We start from the raw sequence: 24,976 nt of genomic DNA on the forward strand, positions 1-24,976 counted from the left end.
GATGCGTTATACAGGTCCCAGCTGCCGGCAGTGCCGGCGTGAAGGTACGAAGCTGTTCCTCAAGGGCACGAAGTGCTTCACCGAGAAGTGCCCGGTCGAGCGCCGTCCGTACGCCCCTGGCCAGCACGGCCAGAACACGGCCCGCCGCCGCAAGGTGAGCGAGTACGCGAAGCAGCTCCGTGAGAAGCAGAAGATCAAGCGCATCTACGGCGTGTCGGAGCGTCAGTTCCGCAACACGTTCGAGAAGGTGTCGACGCTTCCGGGCGTGACCGGCCACAACCTCCTCGCGGCCCTCGAGAGCCGCTTGGACAATATGGTCTACCGGATGGGCTTCGCCCCGAGCCGCAAGGCCGCGCGCCAGCTGATCCGTCACCGCCACATCGAAGTGAACGGCAAGTCCGTGGACATCCCGTCCTACGCGGTGCAGCCGGGGCAGGAGATCAAGATGCGCCAGGCCTCGCGCGAGCTCGTGCTCGTGAAGGAAGCGCTCGAGATCGCCGCCCGTGGCCAGGCCCCGACGTGGCTGGCGGTGGACAAGGACACCTTCTCCGGCCGGATGCTCGAGCGCCCGCAGCGGGCGATGATCCCGATCGCGGCGCAGGAGCAGCTGGTCGTCGAGTTGTATTCGAAGTAAGTAGTCGAGACTTGGGACGTGAGACCTGAGACGTGAGAGCAGCCTCTCAAGTCTCCCGTCTCAAGTCTCACGTCTGTAGCGTGGCTCCCTGACAGTCTTACGAGCGTACCGCGGGTCAGGGCCGGGGTACGGCGTCGGTGGCACGTGAAGCCATCGTGACTTTTCTCACCTAAGGATCCCAACGATGTCCCAGACGATCGATCTCCGCGGCCTTGTGCGTCCGCAGCTCGTCGAGATGACGAAGCGCGACGACAATGCGAACGTGGCGGAGTTCCGGCTGCAGCCGCTGGAGCGCGGCTTCGGCCACACGCTCGGCAACGCGATGCGCCGGATGCTGCTCTCGAGCCTGCGCGGCGCCGCCGTGTGGGGCTTCCGCATCGATGGCGTGCTGCACGAGCACCAGACCATCCCGGGCGTCGTCGAAGACGTCCATCAGATTATCGCCAACCTCAAGACGCTGACCCTCGCGCTCGATGACGACGTCGAGGACGCGATCCTGCGCCTCAAGGTGACCAAGTCTGGCGCGGTCACCGCGGGCCAGCTCGAGTTGCCCGGTGGCGCCCGTGTCATCAACGCCGCCCACCACATCCTCACGCTGCAGGACGATCGCGACCTGTCGATCGAGCTGTACGTGAACAAGGGCCGTGGCTACGTCGAGGCCGAGCAGCACCCGGCCGACCGCTCGCTGCCGGTGGACCTGGTCCGCATCGACTCGATCTACTCGCCGGTCAAGCGCGCCAACTTCGCCGTCGCCGAGACGCGCGTGGGCCAGCGCACCGACTACGACCGCCTCTCGATGACGGTCGAGACGAACGGCACGCTGTCGCCGGAGCAGGCGGTGAGCTATGCCGCCGCGCTGGCGCAGACGCACTTTCAGTACTTCGCGTCCTTCGGGACCCACACGGCCGCCGCGGTGGTGGTGCCGGGGGCCGAGGGCTCCAGCGACGCGGCGCGCCTCGCCGAGCTGCTGCGCACCCCGATCGACGACCTGCAGCTCTCGGTCCGCTCGGTGAACTCGCTCAAGAACTCGAGCATCCGCTCGCTCGGCGACCTGGTGCGGCAGACGGAAGCGCAGATCCTGCAGGTCAAGAATTTCGGCAAGAAGTCCCTCCAGGAGATCGCCGACCTCCTCGAGAAGGAAGGACTCAATTTCGGGATGCGGTTTGAGGAGTCGACGGATGGGGTGCGCGTGGCCGATTGGGGCACGCCGCCGAGCCGTGCGGCCGCTGCTGCGCCTGACGACGACGAAGAGGAATAAGCACGATGCGTCACCGTAAGGCTGGGCGGAGCCTCCGCCGCACGTCGGAACAGCGCCTCGCGCTGCTCCGCAACCTCGCGACCTCGCTCATCGAGCAGGGCGCGATCGAGACCACTGAAGCCAAGGCGAAGGAGCTCCGGCCCTTCGTCGAGAAGCTCATCACCAAGGCCCGCACGGGCACGCTGCACGCGCGCCGGCTCGCCGGCAAGCACGTGCAGAAGCGCGACGCGGCGGACAAGCTCTTCCAGGAGCTCGGCCCCAAGTTCGCCAAGCGGGCCGGTGGCTACACGCGCATCCTGAAGACCGGGCACCGCAAGGGTGACGGGGCTGATATGGCGCGCATCGAACTCGTCCAGGACTGATCCGATGGCCATCCAGCGCAATATCTGCTACGTCTGCTCCAAGGGCGTCGCCCACGGCAACAACGTCTCGCACGCCAACAACAAGACGCGTCGCACCTGGAAGCCCAACCTCCAGGTCGCCCGCATCGTCGAAGGCGGCAAGACGATCAAGATCAAGGTCTGCACGCGCTGCCTGAACGCGGGCAAGATCCAGCGGGCGCCGCGTAAGGCCGTCACGGCCGTTTGAGTCCGACCGCTCGATGAGTGTTTGGGCGGGGAGAGCGTTTCGGCGCTCTCCCCGTCTTGCTAGGGGACGGATGACGGACGACGGATGCTGGTTCCGTGCGCCCGCAACGTCCATCGCGAAGGACTAGCTTCCGTCATCCGTCATCCGTCCGAGTTCAGGAATGAAGACCGCCCTCATCACCGGCATCACCGGCCAAGACGGCTCCTACCTCGCCGAGCTCCTGCTCGCCAAGGGCTACCGCGTCGTCGGCATCGTGCGCCGCTCGTCGACCACGCCCTACGAGCGCATCGCGCACCTCGTCGACCGCGTCGAACTGCTCTCGGCGGACCTGCTCGACCAGACCTCGCTGATGGACGCGATGGACGAGGTGAAGCCGGACGAGATCTACAACCTCGCGGCGCAGAGCTTCGTGGCGACGTCCTGGACGCAGCCGGTGCTCACCGGGGAGTTCACCGCCATCGGCGTGACGCGCCTGCTGGAGGCGATGCGGCGCACGGTGCCGAAGGCGCGCTTCTACCAGGCCTCGAGCTCCGAGCAGTTCGGGAAGGTCGTCGAGACGCCGCAGAAGGAGAGCACGCCGTTCTATCCGCGCTCGCCCTATGGCGTGGCCAAGGTCTACGGGCACTGGATCACGGTGAACTACCGCGAGTCGTTCGGGCTCTACGCGGTGAGCGGCATCCTCTTCAACCACGAGTCGCCGCGGCGCGGCCTGGAGTTCGTGACGCGCAAGGTCACGGACGCCGTCGCGCGCATCAAGCTGGGCCTCGCCGACGAGCTGCGGATGGGCAACCTCGATGCGCGTCGCGACTGGGGCTTCGCCGGTGACTATGTGGACGCGATGTGGCGGATGCTGCAGCAGGACGCGCCGTCCGACTACGTCATCGGTACCGGGGAGACCTGGACCGTACGGCAACTGGTGGAGGAGGCCTTCGGCTACCAGGACCTCGACTGGCAGCGCTACGTGCAGCAGGACCCGCGCTTCAACCGGCCCGCCGAGGTGGATCTGCTGGTCGCCGATCCGTCGAAGGCCAAGCGCGAGCTCGGCTGGGAGCCGACCGTACGCTTCCGCGAGCTGGTGCGGATGATGGTGGACGCCGACCTGGCGCGGCATCGCGCGGTGCAGGCGAAGGGCTGACGGTGCGCGCACTCGTCACGGGGGCGGCGGGATTCGTTGGCCAGTGGACCTGCCGTGCGTTGCTCCGTGAGGGTTGGGAAGTGGTCGGCGTCTCGCTGGAGGGGGCGCCCACGGCGGGAATCCTGACGGCGCCCGAGCGCGGCGCCGTGCGCTGGGAGGCGATGGACCTCTCGCCGCAGGCCAGCGCGGGCTCGCGCGTCCTGGCCCTGCTCGACGCGGCGCCACCGGACGCCGTCCTTCACCTCGCGGGCATCGCCTTCCAGGCCACGGCAGCGGCCGACGTCGAACGCGCCTACGCCGTCAACGTCGGGGCGGCGACGGAGCTGCTGCGCGCCACCGCGGCCGCGCGCGCGGCTGGCACCGCCGATCCGGCGATCGTCATCGTGGGCAGCGCCGAGCAGTACGGCGCGCAACCGGCCGAGGCGATGCCGCTTGCCGAGACGGCCGCCTGCGAGCCCAAGACCGTCTACGGGGCCACGAAGGTGGCGCAGGAGCACGCAGCGCTCGGCTTTGCCCGCGAGGCGGGCCTGCGGGTGGTCTGCACGCGCTCGTTCAACCACTCGGGCGCCGGGCAGGCGGCCAGCTTCCTGCTGCCATCGCTGGTGGGGCGCGCCCGAGAAGCCCGCCGCACGGGCCAGCCGGTGCGCATCGGCAACACCGACGTGGTCCGCGACTTCCTGCACGTGGAGGACGTGGTCTCTGCGTATATTTCTCTGGTTTCGCGCGGGCACCCGGGCGAGGTCTACAACGTCTGCAGTGGGATTGGGGTCCGCGTGGGAGAACTGGCGGCCGAAGTGCTGGCCGCGGCGGGCGTGCGCGCCCCCCTCGAGGTGGATCCAGCGCTGCAGCGCGCCGTGGACGTCCCCGTGCTGGTCGGCAGCAATGCCAAGCTCCGCGCCGCGACCGGTTGGACCCCCGTGAAGTCCCGCACCGACATCATCTCCGACTTGCTCGATGCCGCGTCGTAACGATATCCATCGCATCCTCCTCATTGGCTCCGGCCCGATCGTCATCGGACAGGGTGCCGAGTTCGACTACTCCGGCACGCAGGCCGCCAAGGCGCTTCGCGAGGAGGGCTACGAGGTCATCCTCGTGAACTCGAACCCGGCGACGATTATGACGGATCCGGAAGTCGCGGACCGCACGTACATCGAGCCGGTGACGCCGGAGTACGTGGAGCTGATCATCGAGCGGGAGAAGCCCGATGCGCTGCTGCCGACGATGGGCGGCCAGACGGCGCTGAACGTGGCGATGGCGCTGCACGAGCGCGGCGTGCTGGAGAAGCACGGCGTGGAGCTGATCGGCGCGAACGCGCGGGCGATCGCGGTGGCCGAGGACCGCAAGCTCTTCGCCGAGGCGATGGCCGAGATCGGGCTCAAGTGCCCGGAAGGCAAGATCGCGACGACGTGGGAGGAGGCGCTGGAGATCGCCGAGTGGACGGGATTCCCGGCGATCATCCGGCCGGCGTTCACGCTGGGTGGCACCGGCGGTGGCATCGCGTACAACCGCGAGGAGTACGAGCGGATCGTGAAGTACGGGCTCGACCAGTCGCCGATCTCTCAAGTGCTGATCGAGCGCTCGCTGCTCGGCTGGAAGGAGTACGAGCTCGAGGTGATGCGCGACGCGCAGGACAACGTCGTCATCATCTGCTCGATCGAGAACCTCGACCCGATGGGCATCCACACGGGTGACTCGATCACCTGTGCGCCGGCGATGACGCTGTCGGACCGCGAGTACCAGGTGATGCGCGACGCGGCGCAGGCGGTGATCCGCAAGATCGGCGTGGCTGCGGGCGGCTGTAACATCCAGTTCGCGGTGAACCCGGCGGACGGCGAGATGGTCGTCATCGAGATGAACCCGCGCGTGTCGCGCTCCTCGGCGCTGGCGTCGAAGGCGACGGGCTTCGCCATCGCGCGCATCGGGACCAAGCTGGCGGTGGGCTACTCGCTGGACGAGATCCCCAACGACATCACCAAGACGACGCCGGCGAGCTTCGAGCCGGTGCTCGACTATGTGGTGGTGAAGGTCCCGCGCTTCGCGTTCGAGAAGTTCCCCGGTGCCAACACGACGCTCACGACGCAGATGAAGTCGGTGGGCGAGTCGATGGCGATGGGGCGCACGTTCAAGGAAGCCTTCCAGAAGGCCCTGCGCGCGCTGGAGACCGGGCGCGCCGGCTGGGTGGTCGGCGAGCGGCCGGTGGACGACCGCGTGGCCGACGACTCGCTCGATGCGGTGCGTGCGGCGCTGCCGGTGCCGGTACCTGAGCGGATGTTCCAGATCAAGCGCGGGATGCTGCTCGGGATGACCGTCGAGGAAGTGCAGGAACGCACGGGAATGGATCCCTGGTTCCTGCGGCAGTTCGAGGAACTGCTCACCGCCGAGCGTGCCTATGCCGCGGCTCAGCAGGTGGACGCGCGCCTGGTGCGGCGGATGAAGCGGATGGGCTTCAGCGACCGCCAGCTCGCGGCGCTGCGGGGCGAGACGGAGCAGCAGGCGCGCGAGCGCCGCTGGGCGCTGGGCGTGCGGCCGGCCTACAAGATGGTGGATACCTGCGCCGGCGAGTTCCCGTCGAACACGCCGTACCTCTACTCGTCGTACGACGAGGAGAGCGAGGCGCCGCGGACGGGGCGGAAGTCGGTGGTCATCCTCGGCAGCGGCCCGAACCGCATCGGGCAGGGCGTGGAGTTCGACTACTGCTGCGTGCGCGCGGCAATCGCGCTGCGCGAGGCGGGCTACGAGACGATTATGGTCAACTCCAACCCGGAGACCGTCTCGACGGATTACGACACCTCGGACAAGCTGTACTTCGAGCCGCTGACCTTCGAGGACGTGCTGGAGATCGTGGACCGCGAGCAGCCGGTGGGCGTGATCGTCCAGCTCGGCGGGCAGACGCCGCTCAAGCTGGTGAAGCCGCTCGAGGCCGCAGGCGTGACGATCCTGGGCACGTCACCGGAAGCGATCGACATCGCCGAGGACCGCAAGCGCTTCGAGCAGCTGGCGCGCGAGCTGGGCGTGCAGCAGCCGCCCAATGGCACGGCGACGAGCGTGCCGGAGGCGGTGGCGATCGCCGAGCGCATCGGCTACCCGGTGCTGCTGCGGCCCAGCTACGTGCTGGGTGGCCGCGCGATGGAGATCGTGTACGACGAGCCCAGCCTGCGCGATTACTTCCAGCGCGCCGTGCGCGTGAGCGAGGACCGGCCGGTGCTGGTGGACGCCTTCCTCGAGGACGCCTTCGAGGCGGACGTGGACGCGCTCAGCGACGGGACGACGGTGGTGATCGGCGGCGTGATGGAGCACATCGAGGACGCGGGCATCCATTCCGGCGACTCGGCCTGCGTGCTGCCGCCGTTCTTGATTGGCAAGGAGCACCAGGACCAGATGCGCGCGCACACCATCGCCTTCGCCAAGGCGCTGGGCGTGGTGGGCCTGATCAACGTGCAGTACGCCATCAAGGACGGCGTGGTGTACGTGCTCGAGGTGAACCCGCGTGCCTCGCGGACGGTGCCGTTCGTGTCCAAGACCATCGGGAAGCCGCTGGCCTCGCTGGCGGCGCGGGTGATGCTTGGCGAGACGCTGGAGCAACTCGGCTACACCGAGGAGATCGTGGCGCCGTTCGTGAGCGTGAAGGAGGCAGTGTTCCCCTTCACCAAGTTCCGCGAGTTCGACCCGATTCTCGGCCCGGAGATGCGTTCGACGGGCGAGGTGATGGGCATCAGCGACAGCTTCGGGATGGCGTATGCCAAGGCCGAGCTCTCGGCCGGCAACGGCCTGCCGCGCGAGGGGCAGGTGATGCTGACGGTGAACGACCGCGACAAGGCCAAGGCGGCGACGATCGCGGCGCGCTTCGCGAAGCTCGGATTCGGGCTCGTGGCCACGGAGGGCACGGCGCGGCATCTGGAGGGCGAGGGCATCGCGACGACGCGCGTGTTCAAGGTGAGCGGCGGCCGTCCCAACGGCATCGACCTGATGGTGAACGGCGAGCTGCAGTTGCTGATCAACACGCCGCTGGGCAAGCGGGCGCAGAAGGACGACTACTCGATGCGGCAGGCGGCGGTGGCCAACCGCGTGCCGTATACGACCACGCTGAGCGGCGCGAGCGCGGCCTGCGAGGCCATCGAGACGCTGCGCACGACGAAGCCGAGCGTGAAGAGCCTGCAGGAGTGGCAGGGGATGCGCGGATGAGCGCGCCCTTCGTGCACGAGTCGTCCTACGTGGATGACGGCGCGCAGGTCGGCGCGGGCACCAAGATCTGGCATTTCTGCCACGTGATGCCGGGCGCGGTCATCGGCAAGGACTGCAGCATCGGGCAGAACGTCGTGGTGATGAACGGCGTGTGCGTCGGGGACCGCGTGAAGATCCAGAACAACGTGTCGCTGTACGAAGGCGTGACGCTCGAGGACGATGTGTTCTGCGGTCCGTCGATGGTATTCACCAACGTCGTGAACCCGCGCAGCCACGTGTCGCGCAAGAATCAGTACCGGCCGACGTTGGTGAAGCGCGGCGCGAGCATCGGCGCCAACGCGACGATCGTCTGTGGCGTGACGCTGGGCGAGTACGCCTTCGTGGGCGCCGGTGCGGTGGTGACCAAGGACGTTCCCGCCTACGCCGTGATGACGGGTGTGCCGGCGCGGCGCAGCGGTTGGGCCTGCGCCTGCGGCGAGATGCTGCGTGGTACCGGGCCGACGTACCGCTGTGCCGCCTGCGGAACGGCGTACGAGCTGCGTGGCGACGCGCTGCAGCCGACGGGCCGATGAGTACGCCCATCCGCATCGCGCTCGTGGGCTGCGGCCGCATCAGCGCAAACCATCTCGAAGCCATCGGCAAGATCGACGGGCTGGCGCTCTCTGCGGTCTGCGACGTCGTGGAGACGCGCGCCCGCGGCACCGGCGAGCGCTGGAACGTGCCGTGGTACACGAGCTACGAGACGATGCTGGCCGAGGCGGACTGCGACGCGGTGGCCATCGCCACGCCCAGCGGGCTGCACCCGTCGCAGGGCGTGCTCGCGGCCAAGGCCGGCAAGCACGTCATCTCCGAGAAGCCGATGGCGATCACGCTGGCCTCGGCCGACGCGCTGGTGCAGGCCTGCGACGCGGCCGGCGTGCAGTTGTTCGTGGTGAAGCAGAACCGGCTGAACGCCACGGTGCAGCTGGTGAAGCGCGCCCTCGACAAAGGGCGCTTCGGGCGGCTCTTCCTGGCCAACACCACGGTCCACTGGGCCCGCCCGCAGGAGTACTACGACCAGGCGCCGTGGCGCGGGACCTGGGAGTTCGACGGCGGGGCGTTTATGAACCAGGCCTCGCACTACGTGGACCTGATGCAGTGGCTGGTGGGGCCCGTGGAGAGCGTGGTGGCCAAGACGGCGACCTTGGCCCGGCGCATCGAGGCCGAGGACACGGGTGCGGCGGTGCTCAAGTTCCGCAACGGGGCCTTGGGCGTGATCGAGGTCACGATGCTGACCTACCCGAAGAACCTCGAGGGCTCGTTCACGCTGATCGGGGAGCGCGGCACCGTGAAGATCGGCGGGACGGCGGTCAACAAGATCGAGCACTGGGCCTTTGCGGACGCGGACCCGGACGACGCCGAGGTGGACCGGGTGAACACCGATCCGCCGTCCGTCTACGGCTTCGGGCACGAGCCCTACTACCGGAACGTGCTCCGGGTGCTGCGGGGCGAGGCGGTGCCAGACACGGACGGGCGGGGTGGCCGGAAGTCCCTGGAACTGATCCTCGGGATCTACGAGTCGGCCAAGACGGGCCGGGAGGTCCCCCTCCCCCTGCGCGCGACGCTGTAGAGGGCCGGTTTCGGGGCGGGGGATTCGTTGACTATGTCGCGGCCCCAAGCGAACTTACAAGGCTCGCGCGGAGGTCCGCGCGGGCCTTTCTTCTGTCCCCAAGGTGCGATTCCGATGGCTGTCCCTCTTCTTGACCTGAAGGCCCAGCACGCGACCATCCGCGACGAGGTCGTCGCCGAAGTGATGAAGGTGGTGGATGCGCAGGCCTTCATCCTCGGCGAACCCGTGCAGAAGCTCGAGTCCGAGGTCGCCGCGCTGTCGCAGACCAAGTACGCCGTGGGTTGCGCCAACGGGACCGACGCGATCCTCATTGCGATGCGCGCGCTGGACATCGGCGCCGGCGACCAGGTGGTGACGACGCCGTTCACGTTCTTCGCGACGGCGGGCACGATCCACAACGTCGGCGCGACGCCGGTGTTCGTGGACATTGACCCCAAGACCTACAACATCCGCCCGGACCTCGCGGCGGCGGCCGTGACGGCCAAGACCAAGGCCATCATCCCGGTGGACCTGTTCGGACAGATGGCGGCCCTCGAGGAGATCCGCGCGCTGCTGCCGGGTATGCCGATCATCGAGGACGCGGCGCAGAGCATCGGCGCGCGCCGGAAGATCGGCGGCGAGTGGACGATGGCGGGGCAGGCGGCGACGATCGGGACCTTTTCGTTCTTCCCGTCCAAGAACCTCGGCGGCTACGGCGACGGCGGGATGATTGTCACGCAGGACGAGACACTGTTCAAGCGCTTGATGCGCCTGCGCACGCACGGGTCGGTGCAGACGTACTTCCACGAGGAAGTGGGCTACAACTCGCGGTTGGATGCGCTGCAGGCGGCGGTGCTGCTGGCCAAGCTGCCGCACCTGGCGGCGTGGAGCGCCAAGCGTCGCGAGAACGCGGCCTACTACACCCAGGCCTTCGCCGACATCGCGGACATCGTGCCGCCGCACATCGACCCGGCCAACGAGAGCATCTACAACCAGTACACCATCCGCGTGCCCAAGCGGGACGCCCTGAAGGAGCATCTCAAGGCCAAGGGCATCGGGCACTCGGTGTATTACCCGCTGCCGTTGCACCTGCAGCCCTGCTTCGCGTACCTCGGCTACAAGGCCGGGGCCTGCCCGGAGGCGGAGAAGGCGGCGGAGGAAGTCGTGTCGCTGCCGGTGTACCCTGAACTGACGCGGGCGCAGTTGGACGAGGTCGTGGCGGGCGTGCGCTCGTTCTTCGGCAAGTAGCACTCAACACATCCAAGATGACTGACACGAAGTCGACGCTGCTCCGCAAGATCGACGACCGCTCGGCCGTGGCCGCCGTCATCGGTCTGGGCTACGTGGGACTGCCGCTGGCGATGGAGCTCTGTGAAGCCGGGTTCCAGGTCGTCGGGTACGACGTTAGCCAACGCGTCGTGGACCTCCTGACGCGCGGGGAGTCGCACATCCAGGACGTGCCGAAGGCCCAGGTCGCCAAGCACGTGAAGAGCGGCAAGTTCGCGGCGACGACGGATGCGGCGCGGCTCACGGAGGCCGATACGATTTCGATTGCGGTGCCGACGCCGCTGGCGAAGACGCGCGACCCCGATATGTCGTACGTCGTCGCGGCTGCCGAGACCGTGGCCGCGCGCGCCCGCCCCGGCCAGCTCATCGTGTTGGAGAGCACCACGTACCCGGGCACGACACGCGAACTGCTGCAGCCGCGGCTCGAAGAGATGGGCCTGACAATCGGGGAGGACGTGTTCCTCGCGTTCTCGCCGGAACGCGTGGACCCCGGCAACCCGACCTGGCACACGAAGAACACACCCAAGGTCGTGGGCGGCATCACGCCGGCCTGCAACGAGGTCGCGGCGCGCTTCTACTCCTCGACCATCGACACGGTGGTGCCGGTGACGTCGCCGGAGGCGGCCGAACTGGTGAAGCTGCTGGAGAACACGTTCCGCTCGGTGAACATCGGCCTCGTGAACGAGATGGCCATCGTCTGCGAGCGCCTCGGCGTGGACGTGTGGGAAGTGATCGACGCGGCTGCGACCAAGCCGTTCGGGTTTATGAAGTTCACGCCGGGGCCTGGCATCGGCGGGCATTGCATCCCGCTGGACCCGCACTACCTCGCGTGGAAGATGCGTTCGCTGAATTACAAGACGCGCTTCATCGACCTCGCGAGCGAGGTCAACTCGGCGATGCCGGACTTCGTCGTCGAGAAGGTCGCGCACGCGCTCAACGAGGACCGCAAGGCGGTGAACGGCAGCCGCATCCTCGTCCTGGGCATCGCCTACAAGAAGGACATCGACGATATGCGGGAGTCGCCGGCGCTGGACGTGATGCGGCTGCTCGAGGCGCGCGGCGCCTTGGTGGTGTACCACGATCCCTTCGTGCCGACGTTCCGCGAAGACGGGCACGAGGCGTGGAGCGTGCCACTCAACAAGGACGAGCTGGCCAAGGCCGACGCGGTCGTCATCGTGACCGACCACACGGACTTGGACTACCAGTTCGTGGTCGATCACGCCACGCTGGTCGTGGATACCCGGAATGCCCTGGCCCGCGTGACGCCCTCGAAGGCGCGCGCAATCCCGCTGACGGCACAGCGCCGTCCGATCACCCCTGACCGAGCGAGTTCGTGAAGATCACCGTCATCGGCACTGGATACGTCGGCCTCGTCGTCGGCGCCTGCCTCTCGGAAACCGGCAACGACGTCAGCTGTGCAGACGTGGACCAGAACAAGATCGACGGGCTCAAGCAGAATGTCCTGCCCATCTACGAGCCGGGCCTCGAGGAGTACGTCGAGCGCAACCAGGCGGCCGGACGGCTGAGCTTCACGACGGACGTGCCGGCGGCGATCCGCGACGCCGAGGTGATCTTCATCGCCGTGGGGACCCCACCCGATGAGGACGGCTCGGCCGACCTCAAGCACGTCCTGGCGGTGGCCGACAGCATCGGCAAGCACGCGGCGCGCGAGGTGGTGGTCGTGACCAAGTCGACGGTTCCGGTGGGCACCGCCGAGAAGGTCGCGGCGGCCATCCGGCCGAACGCCACGGTGACCTTCCATATGTGCTCCAACCCGGAGTTCCTGAAGGAAGGCGCGGCGGTGGACGACTTTATGAAGCCGGACCGCGTGGTCGTCGGCGTGGAGTCGGACTTCGCCCGCGAGCGGATGGGCGAGCTGTACGCGCCGTTCGTGCGCACGGGCAAGCCGATCATCTTTATGGACATCCCCTCGGCGGAGATGACCAAGTACGCGGCGAACGCGATGCTGGCGACGCGCATCTCCTTTATGAACGAGATCGCGAATCTCTGCGAGAAGGTCGGCGCCAACGTGGACCTGGTGCGCAAGGGCATCGGCTCGGACTCGCGCATCGGTCCGGCGTTCCTGTTCCCGGGCCCGGGCTACGGCGGCAGCTGCTTCCCCAAGGACGTGAAGGCGCTGATGCGCACCTCGGAGGAGCAGGGCGCGCCGATGGGCGTGCTCAAGGCCGTGGAAGACGCCAACGAGAAGCAGAAGCACCGGCTGTCGGAGAAGGTCCGCGCCGTGCTCGGCGCGAACCTCAAGGGCAAGCGCATCGCGCTCTGGGGCCTGGCCTTCAAGGCCAACACCGACGATATGCGCGAGTCGCCGGCGCTGGTGCTGATCGAGGAGCTGCTGGCGGCCGGCGCGACGGTGGTGGCGCACGACCCCGCCGCGATGCACGAGACCGAGCGCCGGATCGGCAAGCGCATCGAATACGCGAAGACGAACCACGACGCGGTCAAGGGTGCCGATGCGCTGGTGATCGTGACGGACTGGAACGAGTATCGCTTCCCGGACTTCGAGCGCCTGAAGCGTGAGTTGAAGGCCCCGGTCGTCGTGGACGGTCGCAACCTCTACGATCCGGCCAAGATGCGCGCGTTGGGCTTCACCTACCGGTCCATCGGACGGGGCCGCGAGTGAGGGTCCTCATCACGGGCGCGGCGGGCTTCCTCGGTTCCCACCTCTGTGACCGCTTCCTTCGGGACGGTCACGAAGTGGTGGGGCTCGACAACTTCCTCACCGGGCATCCCGAGAACATCGCGCACCTGATGGGGCAGGAGCGGTTCCACTTCCTGCGGCACAACATCTCCGAGTACACGTACATCGCCGGCCACCTCGACGGCGTGCTGCACTTCGCCTCGCCGGCCAGCCCGGTGGACTATCTGCATATGCCGATCCAGACCCTGAAGGTGGGCTCGCTCGGCACGCACAACGCGCTGGGCATCGCGCTGGCCAAGGGCGCCAAGTTCCTGCTGGCCTCCACCAGCGAGGTCTACGGCGACCCGCTGATCCACCCGCAGCCCGAATCGTACTGGGGCAACGTGAATCCCGTGGGGCCGCGCGGCTGCTACGACGAGGCCAAGCGCTTCGCCGAGGCGATGACGATGGCCTACCACCGTGCCCAGGGCGTGGAGACGCGCATCGTGCGCATCTTCAACACCTACGGCCCGCGGATGCGCCCGCACGACGGGCGTGTGGTCTCGAATTTCATCGTGCAGGCCCTGCACGGCGAACCCCTCACGCTCTACGGCGATGGTTCGCAGACTCGCTCGTTCTGCTATGTGGAGGACGAGGTCGAGGGCATCTACCGCCTGTTCAACTCCGACGAGCGGATGCCGGTGAACATCGGCAACCCCAACGAGTTCACGGTGCGGCAGTTGGCCGAACTGGTCATCGAGCTGACGGGTAGTACTTCCACGGTCACCTCGCTCCCGCTACCGGCTGACGATCCCAAGGTCCGGCAGCCGGACATCACCCGGGCCAAGGGCATCCTTGGCTGGGAGCCGAGTGTCCAACTACGTGAAGGCCTCCAGCGCACGATCGAATACTTCCGCGGCCTCGAAGGCTCGCCGCGCCTGCAACCCCCGACGTAATGCCTCGCTTCCGCTCCACCCTGTTCCTGCTTCTGGTGATTCTCGCCGCCGGGGCCTGCTTCCGCAGCTTCAACGTCCGTCGCTACCCGACGGCGACGGCCCTGTTCGCCGCGGGAATGGAACGCTTCGAGAAGAAGAAGTACTCCGACGCGGTGCTGGCCTTCGAGCGCCTGACCTTCGACCTCCCGACGCGCGACACGCTGCTGCCCATCGCGCATTGGTACCTCGGGCAGTCGCGCCGCCTTAGTGCCGAGCGCCTGCTGGCGGCGCAGAGCTTCAATCGACTGGCGGAGCAGTTCCCGAATCACGAACTCGCGGACGACGCGATGTGGATGGCGGGTGTCTCCTACCGCGAGCTGTGGCGGCGACCGTCCCTGGACCCCCAGTACGGCATCCTGGCGCAGGCGCAGTTCCGCCTGCTGCAGGGCGTGTTCCCGAACTCGCCCTTCGTGGACTCCACCGTCATCGCGCTGGAGCAGCTCGATGAGTGGTTCGCCGCCAAGGACTACGAGACGGGAATGCACTACGTGCGGCGCAAGGCCTACGACTCGGCGATCATCTACTTCCGCGACGTGGTGACGAACTACCCCAACTCGGACAAGGCGCGCCAGGCGATGCTGCGGCTGGTCGAGGTGTACCGGTTGCCGGCGCTGAACTATCTCGAGGACGCCGAAGAGGTGTGCTCGGCGCTGCGTGCTGGATTCCCGACCGACGCCGATGTGCTGCGCATCTGCAAGATGCCGACAGCCGCGACGCCGGCTGGCGGGGCCTGACCGCGAGGCGTGGCCACGCGCATCGGCATCTTGGGCGGGACCTTCGATCCGCCGCACATCGGGCACCTGTTGCTCGCGCTGGATGCCGTCGAGGCCCTCGGATTGGACCAGCTGGTGTTCGTCCCGGCGGCGCGCCAGCCGCTGAAGCAAGGCGTGCCGATGACGGCCGCCGAGCACCGGCTGGCGATGGTGCGGCTCCTGGCCGCTGCCGACTCCCGATTCCACGTGGATGATTCGGAGGTCACCCGCGGCGGGTTATCTTTCACGATTGATACGGTGCGGGGCCTCAGGACCGCGCATCCAGACGCCGAGCTGTTCCTGCTGATGGGAGCAGACACGGCGGCGACCCTGCCACAATGGCGCGAGACCGAGGCATTGGCCTTGCTCGTGCAGGTGGCTGTAGCGGGACGCGGGGACGGACCGATGCCGAAGCCGGCGGGGTTCCGTGTCCAGCCGCTGCCGTCACGTCGCGTGGACATCTCCGCCACGGAGATCCGCGTACGAGTCGGGGCCGGGCGCAGCATCCGGGGCTTCGTGCCGGATGCCGTGGCCGACTACATCGCCGCCCACGGGCTGTACCGCACTACCACCGAGTGACGACAGAATGCTGAAGAAGCTTTTCGGGGCCGTGTTCGGGACCCGCCACGAGCGTGAACAGAAGCGCGTCCAGCCGATCGTGGACGAGATCAATTCCATCGGCGAGCGGCTGAAGGGGCTGCGCGACGAGGAGATCCAGGCGCAGACGGCCAAGTTCCGCGCGATGATCACCGAGCGGACGGCCGACGTGCAGGAGCGGATTGCCGAGCGCAAGCGCCAGAAGCACGAGGCGGCCGAGGCGGCCACGCGCGATGCCATCGACCTGGAGCTGGTGGGGCCGGACGGCCGCGGCGGCCTTGAGGGCGAGTACCGCGAGCTGCTGAGCGAGGTGCTGGACGAGTTGCTGCCCGAGGCCTTCGCGACGGTGCGCGAGGCGGCGCGTCGCCTGGTGGGCAGCACGGTCTCGGTGACGGGACACGACCTCACCTGGGATATGGTGCACTACGACGTGCAGCTCATCGGCGGCTACCAGCTGCACGTGGGGCGCATCGCCGAGATGGCGACGGGCGAAGGCAAGACGCTGGTGGCGACGTTGCCGCTGTACCTGAACGCGCTGCCGGGCCGCGGGGCGCACCTGGTGACGGTGAACTCGTACCTGGCGCGCCGTGACTCGCAGTGGATGGGCCACCTCTTCAAGTGGCTGGGCCTGACGGTCGGTTGTCTCGACGACACCGAGCCGGGCACGCCGCAGCGCGTCGCCGCCTACGGCTGCGACATCACCTACGGCACGAACAACGAGTTCGGCTTCGACTACCTGCGCGACAATATGGTGGTGGCACTGGACCAGCGCGTCCAGCGCGCGCACGTCTACGCCATCGTGGACGAAGTCGACTCGGTGCTGATCGACGAAGCGCGGACGCCGCTGATCATCTCCGGGCCGGTGGGCAACCAAGGCGACCAGGCCTACGCGCTGCACAACGCGGCCGTGTCGCGCCTGGTGCGCCGGCAGACGGAGCTGGCAAACGACCTCGTGGCCAAGGGCGAGAAGGCGCTGTCCGCCGGGGACCAGGACACGGCGGCGCTGTGCTTCTACAAGGCGCGGATGGGCAGCCCGAAGAACAAGCGCCTGCTGAAGGTGATGCAGGAGACGGGCGTCAAGCAGCTGATCCTCCAGCAGGAGCTGGCGCACCTGGCGGACCGCAAGCAGTCGGCGGCCAAGCAGCAGTTCCGCGACATCGAGGACGACCTGCTCTTCGTGCTCGACGAGAAGGGGCACGCGGTGCACCTCACCGACGCCGGCGTGGACTTCCTCTCGCCGTCGTCCCCGGACGAGTTCGTGCTGCCCGACATCTCCTCGGCGATGGGGCGCATCGACAAGGATGAGACGCTGGACGCCAAGGGCAAGCTCGAGGCGCGGCGGAACATCGAGACCGAGTACGCCGCCAAGAGCGAGAAGCTCAACATCATCCACCAGCTGCTCAAGGCGCACGCCCTCTACGAGAAGGACGTGAACTACGTCGTGCAGGACGGGCAGGTGCTGATCGTGGACGAGTTCACCGGCCGCACGATGCCGGGCCGCCGCTGGAGCGAGGGCCTGCACCAAGCGGTGGAGGCCAAGGAAGGCGTGCAGGTGAAGGGCGAGACGCAGACGCTCGCGACGATCACCATCCAGAACTACTTCCGCCTCTACGAGAAGCTGGCCGGTATGACGGGCACGGCGGAGACGGAGGAGGGCGAGTTCTTCCAGATCTACGGGCTGGAGGTCGCGGTCATCCCGACCAACCGGCCGATCGCGCGCGACGACCGGCAGGACCTCATCTACAAGACGCGGCGCGAGAAGTACAACGGCATCGTCGAGGAGACGCGGCGTCTGCACCAGCTCGGCTTCCCGGTGCTGGTGGGTACGGCCAGCGTGGAGGCCTCGGAGACGCTCTCGCGGATGTTCCAGCGCGCGGGCCTGCCGCACAACGTGCTCAACGCCAAGTTCCACCAGCGCGAGGCGGAGATCGTCTCGCTGGCGGGCCAGCCGGGCGCAATCACGATCGCGACGAACATGGCCGGCCGCGGCACGGACATCAAACTCGGCGAGGGCGTGCGCGCATCGCGTCCGTCGGTGGTGAAGGACCCGAACGGCCGCGACGTGGACGTGAGCGAACCGGGCGGTCTGCACATCATCGGCTCCGAGCGGCACGAGTCTCGGCGCATCGACCGCCAGCTGCGCGGGCGCGCCGGCCGCCAGGGCGACCCCGGTGCCTCGCAGTTCTTCCTCTCGCTGGAAGACGACCTGATGCGCCTGTTCGGGTCGGACCGCATCGCCCGGCTGATGGACGGCCTGGGGGCGCAGGAAGGCGAGGTGCTGACGCACCCGCTCATCACCCGCGCCATCGAGCAGGCCCAGAAGCGCGTGGAGCTGCAAAACTTCCAGCAGCGCAAGCGCCTGCTCGACTACGATGACGTGATGAACCAGCAGCGCGAGGTCATCTACTCGCTGCGCTCTTTTGCGCTCGAGGGCGGCGAAGAACTGAAGGGCGAGGCCGAACGGATGGTGACGACGGCCGTGGCACGGCGCATCGAGACCGGCCTGGCGGAGTACGAGACGCCGGAGGACTGGGACATCGAGCTGCTGCGGCAGGACCTGATGATGCAGTACCTGCTGCGGGTGCCGGGCTTCGAGGAAGACGGCCGTCGCGCCGCGACGTCGAAGGAGGCACAGGACGAAGGCGCCGCCGAGGCGCTGAAGGCCTTCCACGCCAAGGTCGAATCGCTCGGCGAGTTCGGCGGGCGCCTGCTCGCGCTAGTGATGCTCAGCGTGCTGGACGAGAAGTGGAAGGACCACCTCTACGACCTCGACCAGCTCCGCGCCGCGATCGGCTACCGCTCCTGGGGGCAGAAGGATCCGCTGGTGGAGTACAAGGCGGACGCGTTCTCGATGTTCGAGGACCTGATGCGCGACGTCCAGCACACCTTCGCGGAGCGTTTCCTGAAGGTGCAACTGGTGTTCGAGCCGCCGCCGCAGCCGCTGCCGCCGGTGATCACGTCGACGTCGGGGCCGTCGGAGTCGGCGCCGTCAGCGGCGGCGGATCCGTTCGGGGTGCCGCAGGCACCGCAGGCGGCGCCTGCTCCGGCGGCGAAGCGGGAGTCGGAGTATGCGAACGTGGGGAGGAATGATCCGTGTCCGTGTGGGAGTGGGAAGAAGTTTAAGAAGTGTCACGGGGCGTGAGAGAGGGAGAGGGGAGGGGGAGAGGTGGGTGAGGGCGGGGAGATGGGAGATGGGAGATGGTTGGGAGAGGGGAGATGGTTGGGAGATGGGAGATGGGTGGGAGAGGGGACAGGGTTGGGAGATGGACGCGGGGAGAGGGGAGGCGTGATTGCGCGCTTCTCCTCTTCTGCGTCTTGAGTGCGCGGTGCGCGTATCGGCAAGAAATCGGTGATGGGCTGTGTGGCGGGGCAGATATTCTCGCGGGATGACTTCCGTCCTCGACTTGCCTCCGCAGGACCGGCCGCGGGAGCGGCTGCGCGCGCTTGGATCGCAGGCGCTCACCACCTCTGAACTCCTTGCCCTGCTGCTCGGAACCGGCGTGGGCGGTCGGTCGGCGGCCTCGGCGGCGGAGGCGATACTGCAGCGCGCCGGAGGATCACTACGGCGGTTGGGACAACTGCCGGTGGCGACGCTCACCTCCGTGCACGGGCTGGGGGAGGTGCGGGCGCTGGCGGTGCACGCGGCGTTGGAGCTGGGGCGGCGCCTTGCCGCCGAGTCCAACGACGACGGCGAGCCGCTGCGCGGGCCGCGGGACGTGTGGCGCTACTACGGCCCGCGACTCGAAGGGCTGACGGTGGAGGAGTTCCACGTGGCCGTGCTCGATGCCCAGCACCGGTTGGAGCGCGATGTGCTGGTGACGCGCGGCATCCTCAACTCCTCGCTGGTGCACCCGCGGGAGGTGTTCCGGGAGGCGATCGCCGAGCGGGCGGCGAGCATCGTGCTGGTGCACAATCACCCCAGCGGGGACCCGACGCCGAGTTCGGACGATCGGGCGATTACGACCCAGCTAGTGGCGGCGGGGCGGTTGTTGGATATCCCGATTCACGATCACGTGGTGATTGGACGGGGAAGGTTCGTCTCGTTTGCGGAGATGGGGTTGTTGTGACGAGACGGAAGAGGGAAGACGGAAGACGGAGGTCAGAAGTCAGAAGCCGGGAAATGGGCGACCCACGCGCAACGATGCGTCGCGGACGTGGTCCTCTCAATCCGCCATCCTCTCATCTCCCGATCCAGTGCGTCCACTTCACCGTCACCACATTCGTCCCGGTGCTGCCGAGCAGTCCACTGCCGTGCGGAGAGAGACCCTGCTGCGTCGGGTCGCCGTCGTGGTCGCGGGCCTGGGTCCAGACCAGGAAGAGCGTTGAGCTGGGCCGGTACTCCCAGCGCAGTACGGCGTTGCCGCGGAACTGGGCGCGGCCAAAGCTGGGATCGGTGACCGTGACGGCGGAGCTGCCGCTGCCGAGTGTGACGCGCCCGTCGGCGTTGCGCTGCACCTCGGATGCAGGGTAGCGGCGCAGGCGGTCAGCCCAGGTACTCGCACGCGGCGCGACGACTTCGTCGAACGCGGCGATGCGTCCCGCGGCGACGAAGGGCTGCGCGTAGAGCTGCAGCGAGACGTTGGGCGTGAACGAGAAGTTCACGCGGGAGGTCAACGACAGTTGCCGCTGCTGCAGGTCGCCGACGACGGAGCGCTGGGCGCCATCGGCGGAGGTCGCGTTGCCGATGAATTGCCAAGGCAGGCGATTGCGGGCGATGAGCGTCCCAAGCGTGATCTCCGCGCGGGGGGACGGACGGAGGGTGACGTCGGGCGTAACGTTGTGCACGTATCCGTCGGCGCCGCTGGCCCGCAGGTAGAAGTGGCCCACCCCGAAGCTCGCGCGTTTGCGCGGGTCGCTGGCATAGCGGACGAACAGCGACTGACGGGTGGGGATGAGCAACGCGGGTCCGCCGCGCAGCATATGCGTGGCCAACGCCGAGCCGTCGAGTCCGTACTCCGCGGTGAGCGTGCGGAAGCTCTGGAACTGCGTGCGCCCGAAGAGCCTCGCCCCGCGCAGCGTGTTCTCGCCGGCCGTGGTGACCTGGTACCACGAGTTGAACCACAGCGAGCGCGTCCGCGTTCGGGGGGTCTGTTGTACGGATTCGTAGCCGAGCCATCCTCCCGTGTGGAGCATATCCGCCCGCGCCATCAGGCCGAGGTCGTTGGCCTCGAAGCCCGGCGTCTTGAGCGAGGAGCCGAGTCCGGCCCGGAAGTTGCCGCCGGCGGTCTTGGCGATGGAGACGTTCGCTGCGAGCCCGACGAGCGAAGTCGCGGACGAGTCCACGGCTAAATGCCGCGCGTCTGAGCGCTGGTACAGGCGGGTGATGCTGCGTTGTGTCGCGGTGATGGCGGTCGCGGTGCCGCGCACCTCGCTCCCCACGAACGCGCCTTCCACCTGCCAGCGTGCGCCCGCGAAGCGTCGGCGCATCGTGACGCCCCCCACGAGCGCCCCGCTACGCAACGAGGTGAGCGGCGTCCCGTCGAGTCGCCGGTGTGTGGACGTCGCGAAGAGGCCGACGGTGCCTTCGCCGCCGCTGACGTCACGCGCGAGTCGCAGCACGCCGTAATGCGTCATCGGTTCGATGACGCTGCTGCCCGGCCCGCCTGCGCCATCGACGAACTGCACGCGCGTTTCCTCGGTGAGCGCCGAGAGTGCCCCGATGGCCCAGCCATCCCGCGTCTTGCCCGAGAGCTTGAGCGCGCCGAGCAGTCGCGTGGCATCCACGCGCTCGCCGTGGGCGGCGTTGCCCGGCAGGCTGCCCTGGGGGCTGCGCCCGATGCGACGCGAGTAGAACAGTTGATCGCGGCCGGCGATCCAGCTCTGCGTGGAAATGTCCTGCTGGAAGAGGTCGCCGCCCTCGACAAAGAACGGACGGCGTTCGGCGAAGGCGACCTCGATGCCGCTGAGGTTCACGAGCCCCGGATCCGCCTCCACCTGGCCGAAGTCCGGGAGGATGGACGCCGAGAGCGTGAGATCGTTGGTGACGCCGAGCCTTACGTCGGCGCCCACGCTGCGCGCGACGCGATCCTGCCGGAAGAATGGGTTGCCGGGCTGGGCAGGCGCGTGGGTCAGCGAGCTGAGCGTGAACGGCATCAGCTCCACGCGGCGCATCCGCGACGGTGGTTCGATGCCGGTGAGCGTGCCGAACCGGGACACGAAGCCGCCGAGTGCCGGCGTGACGAGCGTCCACGACGAGCGCTCGGCGCGGCGCGCGAGGTCGCGGGCGAACTGGATGCCCCATTCACTCGTTTCGCGGCTTGCGTCGAAGCGCAGTTGCGAGAGCGGGATGCGGAACTCGGCCGTCCACCCGCTCGCGTCACGGCGCGCGGCGCCATCCCACACGGCATCCCACCCGAGGTCCTCGCTGAACTCGTTGTCGCCGGAGATGTAGGAGTCGCGCTTCACGCCGGCCGGGTTGAGCCCGAAGCGGAATGCCGTCCGTCGATCCTGATACGAATCGATGATGACGTGCACCCAGTCGGAGTAGCCGTTGAAGTCACGGCGGGCGAGCGGGGCGATGATGGAGTCGGGCGCGCTATCGTCCATCCTCAGCGCGACGTAGAGTGCCTGATCGTCGAAGAGCACCATCGCGCGAGTTGGTTGGGTCGCGGCGGCCCCGGGCTGCGGCGACGACTGCACGAAGTTCGTGGCGACGGCGGCCGTCTCCCACTCGGCGGCGTCGAGGACGCCGTCGATGCGGACCGGGTTGGCGCGTCGGCGTGCCGCGGTGCTGCGCCCTTCGATGGGGCTCGCCGCGCTGGCTGCCGCGCGACGCAGGTCGCGATCCGCCGCGCTGGCACTTACGAGCGTCGGCGATTGTGCGTGGAGCGCGACCGAGAGGACGAGCTGCATCGAGAGGGCGCTGACGGCGAGAACGGAGGGTTTCTGCACGGTGAACCGGAGGGAGATGAGTCTCCGGCATCGTACAGTCCGCCCGTGGCGTTGTGGTGGCCACCGCGCGAAGGGGCGGTGGGGAGGATGTCAGCGCCGTGTCAGCGCGCAGCGCTACAGCGCGAGGCGGTATCCGGCTTTCCGCACCGTGATGATGTGTCGTGGCTCGCCGGGATGCGCTTCCAGCTTGCGGCGCAGTTCCATCACGTGTGTGTCCACCGTGCGCGAGACGATGCTGGCATCGTAGCCCCAGACTTGGCGCATCAGGTCATTGCGCGAGACCACCGTGCCCGCGCGGTCGAGTAGCGCGATGAGCAGCTCGTACTCCATCGGCGCCAGCGCCACCGCCCTGCCGGCGCGTGTGACGGCGCGGGCGGCGCGGTCGACCTTCACGTCACCGAAGCCGTCGATGCCGGGAAGCTGGCCGAGTTGCGCACGCCGCAGCAGGGCCTCGACGCGGGCCATCAGCTCGAGCACGCCGAAGGGCTTGGTGACGTAGTCATCGGCGCCGGAGCGCAGGCCGAGCACTTTGTCGGATTCCTGGCCACGGGCCGTGAGCATCAGTACCGGGGCACGGAAGCCGGCGTCGCGGACGGTACGCAGCACGCGGTAGCCGTCCATCCCGGGGAGCATCAGGTCGAGGATGACCAGATCGGGTTTCCACTGGAGGATGTGTTGGACGCCGCTCGGCCCGTCCTCGGCGACGCGCACGTCGTAGCCTTCGATCTCGAGGTTATTGCGCAGGCCGAAGGCGAGGTCCGGATTGTCTTCGACGATCAACACCCGACCTCTCACGCGGCCGCTCCGCGACGAGGCAGTTCGACGACGAAGCGCGCGCCGCGTCCGGACTCCGGTGTCTCGATCCAGGCGCGGCCCTCGTGCGCAAGCACGAGCTCGCAGACCACTGCGAGGCCGATGCCGGAGCCGGCGACGGCGGAGTTGACGTCGCGCTCGAGGCGCTGGAAGGCCTTCCAGATGCGCACGCGATCCGAGGCCGGGATGCCCGGGCCCTCATCTTCGACGCTGACGCGCACCGCGTCGCCTACGCACTTCAGGGCGACGTGGACGGCTTGGCCGGCAGGGCCGTACTTCACCGCATTGTCGAGGAGATTCAGCACGATCTGTCGCAGCGCTGCGGGGTCTACCTTGGCGATGGCGTCCTCGGCGAGGGCCGACGTGACGCTCACCTGACGGGCGCGCGCCACGGGCTGGAAGACCTCCACCGTCTCGCGCAGGAGCGGCGCCAGCGGCTGCTCCGCGCGCGAGAGCACGACGGCCTGCCGCTCGGCGCGCGAGAACTGCAGGATGTTCTCCACCAGATGCGAGAGCCGACGCGCCTCTTGGTCGATGATCTCGAGCGAGCGTGTCCGTTCGGCGTCGTTGCGGACGCGGCCGAGCAACAGCGTCTCGGCGAACATCCGCAACTGGGCCAGCGGCGTGCGGAGTTCGTGGGAGACGGAGGCGATGAAGTCCGTGCGTAGCCGTTGCAGTTCGTCTTCGCGACGTAGGAGCATCGCACCGCCCAGCACGAGGGCCAGCGCCAGCGTGAGGGAGGCGACGACCAGCGGGAGGTTGGAGCGCGGGAGCCCTTCGGGGTACACCACTTCGGCGATGTCCGGGCGCAGCGTCACCCGCGTGTCGACGCCGCCGAAGGCATCGAGGAGGTGGCCGGCCACGTAGTCGCTCGCGTAGTGGCGGCGTGACTCCGCCACCAGGCCGCCGGCCGCGTCGCGGACGACGACGCTGAAGATCGAGTCGTTCGGCAGGCCCCGCGTGATGTTGGGCGGCAGCACGTGGCCCACCGAGATGATCTTCTCGTAGATCGGCCGAGCGATGCGCGCGAGGCAGAATTCCGCGCCGTAGGCCGCGAGCTGGTTGCCAGCCTCGTCCCACTTGACGGTCAGGATGATGCTGCGCCGCTCCCCGCTGACGCTTCCGCTGAGCGCGGAGTAGGTGAAATCCCGACCGTGGCCGGTCGGAGCGTAGGCCATCACCGTGTCCTTGATCCACGCGGCAAAGGCCGGCGTGAACGGGGGACCGGCGGTCTCGAGCCGACCCGAGCGAAGGTCCACGCGGAAGACCGACGCGTCGCTGTCCGGGTCGCAGCGGTAACTGGGCTTGAGCGTGCTGACCAAGACCTCGGCCCCCGGCAGCCGGGCGCCCGCCGGCAGCGGCGCCGCGGGGTTGACCGGGGAGAACATCCAGACGAACTGCGCGTACAACTGCTCCTTGACGGAAATCGCAATCTCCCAGGCCGCGAAGCCGGCATACTCGCGCAGCGTCTGGACGGCGTCCCAGCGCCGGCGGTGTGCGGCGTCCCAGGCCCGGTAGGCGAGGAACCCGGTCAGCCCGAGGCTGATGGCGAGGATGACAAGCAGGGGGCGCGAGTTGCGGCGCATACGTGAGGGAAACTAGCGCGGCAGGCGCCGGG

Annotated in this window: 20 protein-coding genes; 17 read left to right on the plus strand and 3 right to left on the minus strand. The window is 68.2% G+C overall.

Annotation, left to right across the window (positions count from 1 at the left end; translation table 11 throughout):
- Position 1 precedes the first annotated feature (1 nt).
- The 17 genes from rpsD to radC all read left to right on the plus strand — a co-directional run bounded on the left by rpsD (position 2) and on the right by radC (position 19,721).
- Positions 2-634, plus strand: a complete 633-nt coding sequence (gene rpsD / locus KF689_04915; GenBank protein MBX3132710.1) for a 30S ribosomal protein S4 — start codon at positions 2-4, stop codon at positions 632-634.
- Between the two features lie 184 nt (positions 635-818).
- Complete coding sequence (locus KF689_04920; protein ID MBX3132711.1) at positions 819-1,892, plus strand: DNA-directed RNA polymerase subunit alpha; 1,074 nt, start codon at positions 819-821, stop codon at positions 1,890-1,892.
- A 5-nt stretch (positions 1,893-1,897) separates the two neighbouring features.
- Positions 1,898-2,254: a 50S ribosomal protein L17 gene (gene rplQ / locus KF689_04925; GenBank protein ID MBX3132712.1), complete on the plus strand. Its 357-nt coding sequence runs from the start codon at positions 1,898-1,900 to the stop codon at positions 2,252-2,254.
- 4 nt (positions 2,255-2,258) lie between these two features.
- Positions 2,259-2,480: a 50S ribosomal protein L28 gene (gene rpmB / locus KF689_04930; GenBank protein ID MBX3132713.1), complete on the plus strand. Its 222-nt coding sequence runs from the start codon at positions 2,259-2,261 to the stop codon at positions 2,478-2,480.
- A gap of 160 nt (positions 2,481-2,640) precedes the next feature.
- Complete coding sequence (gmd, locus tag KF689_04935) at positions 2,641-3,615, plus strand: GDP-mannose 4,6-dehydratase (protein ID MBX3132714.1); 975 nt, start codon at positions 2,641-2,643, stop codon at positions 3,613-3,615.
- A 2-nt stretch (positions 3,616-3,617) separates the two neighbouring features.
- On the plus strand, positions 3,618-4,583 hold the full coding sequence (locus tag KF689_04940; GenBank protein MBX3132715.1) for an SDR family NAD(P)-dependent oxidoreductase: 966 nt from the start codon (positions 3,618-3,620) through the stop codon (positions 4,581-4,583).
- Positions 4,570-7,797 (plus strand): carbamoyl-phosphate synthase large subunit, encoded by a 3,228-nt coding sequence (gene carB / locus KF689_04945; GenBank protein MBX3132716.1) that lies wholly within the window; start codon positions 4,570-4,572, stop codon positions 7,795-7,797. The genes KF689_04940 and carB overlap by 14 nt, the downstream gene beginning before the upstream one ends.
- Positions 7,794-8,369: an N-acetyltransferase gene (locus tag KF689_04950; GenBank protein ID MBX3132717.1), complete on the plus strand. Its 576-nt coding sequence runs from the start codon at positions 7,794-7,796 to the stop codon at positions 8,367-8,369. The genes carB and KF689_04950 overlap by 4 nt, the downstream gene beginning before the upstream one ends.
- Positions 8,366-9,406, plus strand: a complete 1,041-nt coding sequence (locus KF689_04955) for a Gfo/Idh/MocA family oxidoreductase (protein MBX3132718.1) — start codon at positions 8,366-8,368, stop codon at positions 9,404-9,406. Before KF689_04950 ends, KF689_04955 begins: the two co-directional genes overlap by 4 nt.
- A 114-nt stretch (positions 9,407-9,520) precedes the next feature.
- Entirely contained in the window at positions 9,521-10,633 is a 1,113-nt protein-coding gene (locus KF689_04960; protein MBX3132719.1) for a DegT/DnrJ/EryC1/StrS family aminotransferase, read from the plus strand.
- Positions 10,634-10,650: 17 nt separating this feature from the next.
- The gene (locus tag KF689_04965) at positions 10,651-12,009 is read left to right on the plus strand and encodes a nucleotide sugar dehydrogenase (protein MBX3132720.1); all 1,359 of its coding nucleotides are present in this window, start codon (positions 10,651-10,653) and stop codon (positions 12,007-12,009) included.
- Positions 12,006-13,313 (plus strand): UDP-glucose/GDP-mannose dehydrogenase family protein, encoded by a 1,308-nt coding sequence (locus KF689_04970; protein MBX3132721.1) that lies wholly within the window; start codon positions 12,006-12,008, stop codon positions 13,311-13,313. The genes KF689_04965 and KF689_04970 overlap by 4 nt, the downstream gene beginning before the upstream one ends.
- Complete coding sequence (locus KF689_04975; GenBank protein ID MBX3132722.1) at positions 13,310-14,266, plus strand: SDR family oxidoreductase; 957 nt, start codon at positions 13,310-13,312, stop codon at positions 14,264-14,266. Before KF689_04970 ends, KF689_04975 begins: the two co-directional genes overlap by 4 nt.
- Positions 14,266-15,039, plus strand: coding sequence for an outer membrane protein assembly factor BamD (bamD, locus tag KF689_04980; protein ID MBX3132723.1), 774 nt, complete (start codon positions 14,266-14,268; stop codon positions 15,037-15,039). The genes KF689_04975 and bamD overlap by 1 nt, the downstream gene beginning before the upstream one ends.
- 9 nt (positions 15,040-15,048) lie before the next feature.
- Positions 15,049-15,636: a nicotinate-nucleotide adenylyltransferase gene (nadD, locus tag KF689_04985; protein MBX3132724.1), complete on the plus strand. Its 588-nt coding sequence runs from the start codon at positions 15,049-15,051 to the stop codon at positions 15,634-15,636.
- 7 nt (positions 15,637-15,643) lie between these two features.
- The gene (secA, locus tag KF689_04990; protein MBX3132725.1) at positions 15,644-18,796 is read left to right on the plus strand and encodes a preprotein translocase subunit SecA; all 3,153 of its coding nucleotides are present in this window, start codon (positions 15,644-15,646) and stop codon (positions 18,794-18,796) included.
- 244 nt (positions 18,797-19,040) lie between these two features.
- Positions 19,041-19,721: a DNA repair protein RadC gene (radC, locus tag KF689_04995; GenBank protein MBX3132726.1), complete on the plus strand. Its 681-nt coding sequence runs from the start codon at positions 19,041-19,043 to the stop codon at positions 19,719-19,721.
- Between the two features lie 112 nt (positions 19,722-19,833).
- On the opposite strand, the gene KF689_05000 is transcribed toward radC, so the two are convergent.
- From KF689_05000 to KF689_05010, 3 genes are all read right to left on the minus strand, one after another.
- Positions 19,834-22,545: a carbohydrate binding family 9 domain-containing protein gene (locus KF689_05000; GenBank protein ID MBX3132727.1), complete on the minus strand. Its 2,712-nt coding sequence runs from the start codon at positions 22,543-22,545 to the stop codon at positions 19,834-19,836.
- Between the two features lie 114 nt (positions 22,546-22,659).
- Positions 22,660-23,340, minus strand: a complete 681-nt coding sequence (locus tag KF689_05005) for a response regulator transcription factor (GenBank protein MBX3132728.1) — start codon at positions 23,338-23,340, stop codon at positions 22,660-22,662.
- Positions 23,337-24,944 (minus strand): HAMP domain-containing histidine kinase, encoded by a 1,608-nt coding sequence (locus KF689_05010; GenBank protein ID MBX3132729.1) that lies wholly within the window; start codon positions 24,942-24,944, stop codon positions 23,337-23,339. The genes KF689_05005 and KF689_05010 overlap by 4 nt, the downstream gene beginning before the upstream one ends.
- Positions 24,945-24,976: the final 32 nt, after the last annotated feature.

It is taken from the genome of Gemmatimonadaceae bacterium (assembly GCA_019637355.1).
Taxonomy (GTDB): Bacteria; Gemmatimonadota; Gemmatimonadetes; order Gemmatimonadales; family Gemmatimonadaceae; genus Pseudogemmatithrix.

Coding starts and splice junctions, on each gene's coding strand:
- rpsD (MBX3132710.1), top strand. CDS start 2: ATGCGTTATACAGGTCCCAGCTGCCGGCAGTGCCGGCGTGAAGGTACG.
- KF689_04920 (MBX3132711.1), top strand. CDS start 819: ATGTCCCAGACGATCGATCTCCGCGGCCTTGTGCGTCCGCAGCTCGTC.
- rplQ (MBX3132712.1), top strand. CDS start 1,898: ATGCGTCACCGTAAGGCTGGGCGGAGCCTCCGCCGCACGTCGGAACAG.
- rpmB (MBX3132713.1), top strand. CDS start 2,259: ATGGCCATCCAGCGCAATATCTGCTACGTCTGCTCCAAGGGCGTCGCC.
- gmd (MBX3132714.1), top strand. CDS start 2,641: ATGAAGACCGCCCTCATCACCGGCATCACCGGCCAAGACGGCTCCTAC.
- carB (MBX3132716.1), top strand. CDS start 4,570: ATGCCGCGTCGTAACGATATCCATCGCATCCTCCTCATTGGCTCCGGC.
- KF689_04950 (MBX3132717.1), top strand. CDS start 7,794: ATGAGCGCGCCCTTCGTGCACGAGTCGTCCTACGTGGATGACGGCGCG.
- KF689_04955 (MBX3132718.1), top strand. CDS start 8,366: ATGAGTACGCCCATCCGCATCGCGCTCGTGGGCTGCGGCCGCATCAGC.
- KF689_04960 (MBX3132719.1), top strand. CDS start 9,521: ATGGCTGTCCCTCTTCTTGACCTGAAGGCCCAGCACGCGACCATCCGC.
- KF689_04965 (MBX3132720.1), top strand. CDS start 10,651: ATGACTGACACGAAGTCGACGCTGCTCCGCAAGATCGACGACCGCTCG.
- bamD (MBX3132723.1), top strand. CDS start 14,266: ATGCCTCGCTTCCGCTCCACCCTGTTCCTGCTTCTGGTGATTCTCGCC.
- secA (MBX3132725.1), top strand. CDS start 15,644: ATGCTGAAGAAGCTTTTCGGGGCCGTGTTCGGGACCCGCCACGAGCGT.
- radC (MBX3132726.1), top strand. CDS start 19,041: ATGACTTCCGTCCTCGACTTGCCTCCGCAGGACCGGCCGCGGGAGCGG.
- KF689_05010 (MBX3132729.1), bottom strand. CDS start 24,944: ATGCGCCGCAACTCGCGCCCCCTGCTTGTCATCCTCGCCATCAGCCTC.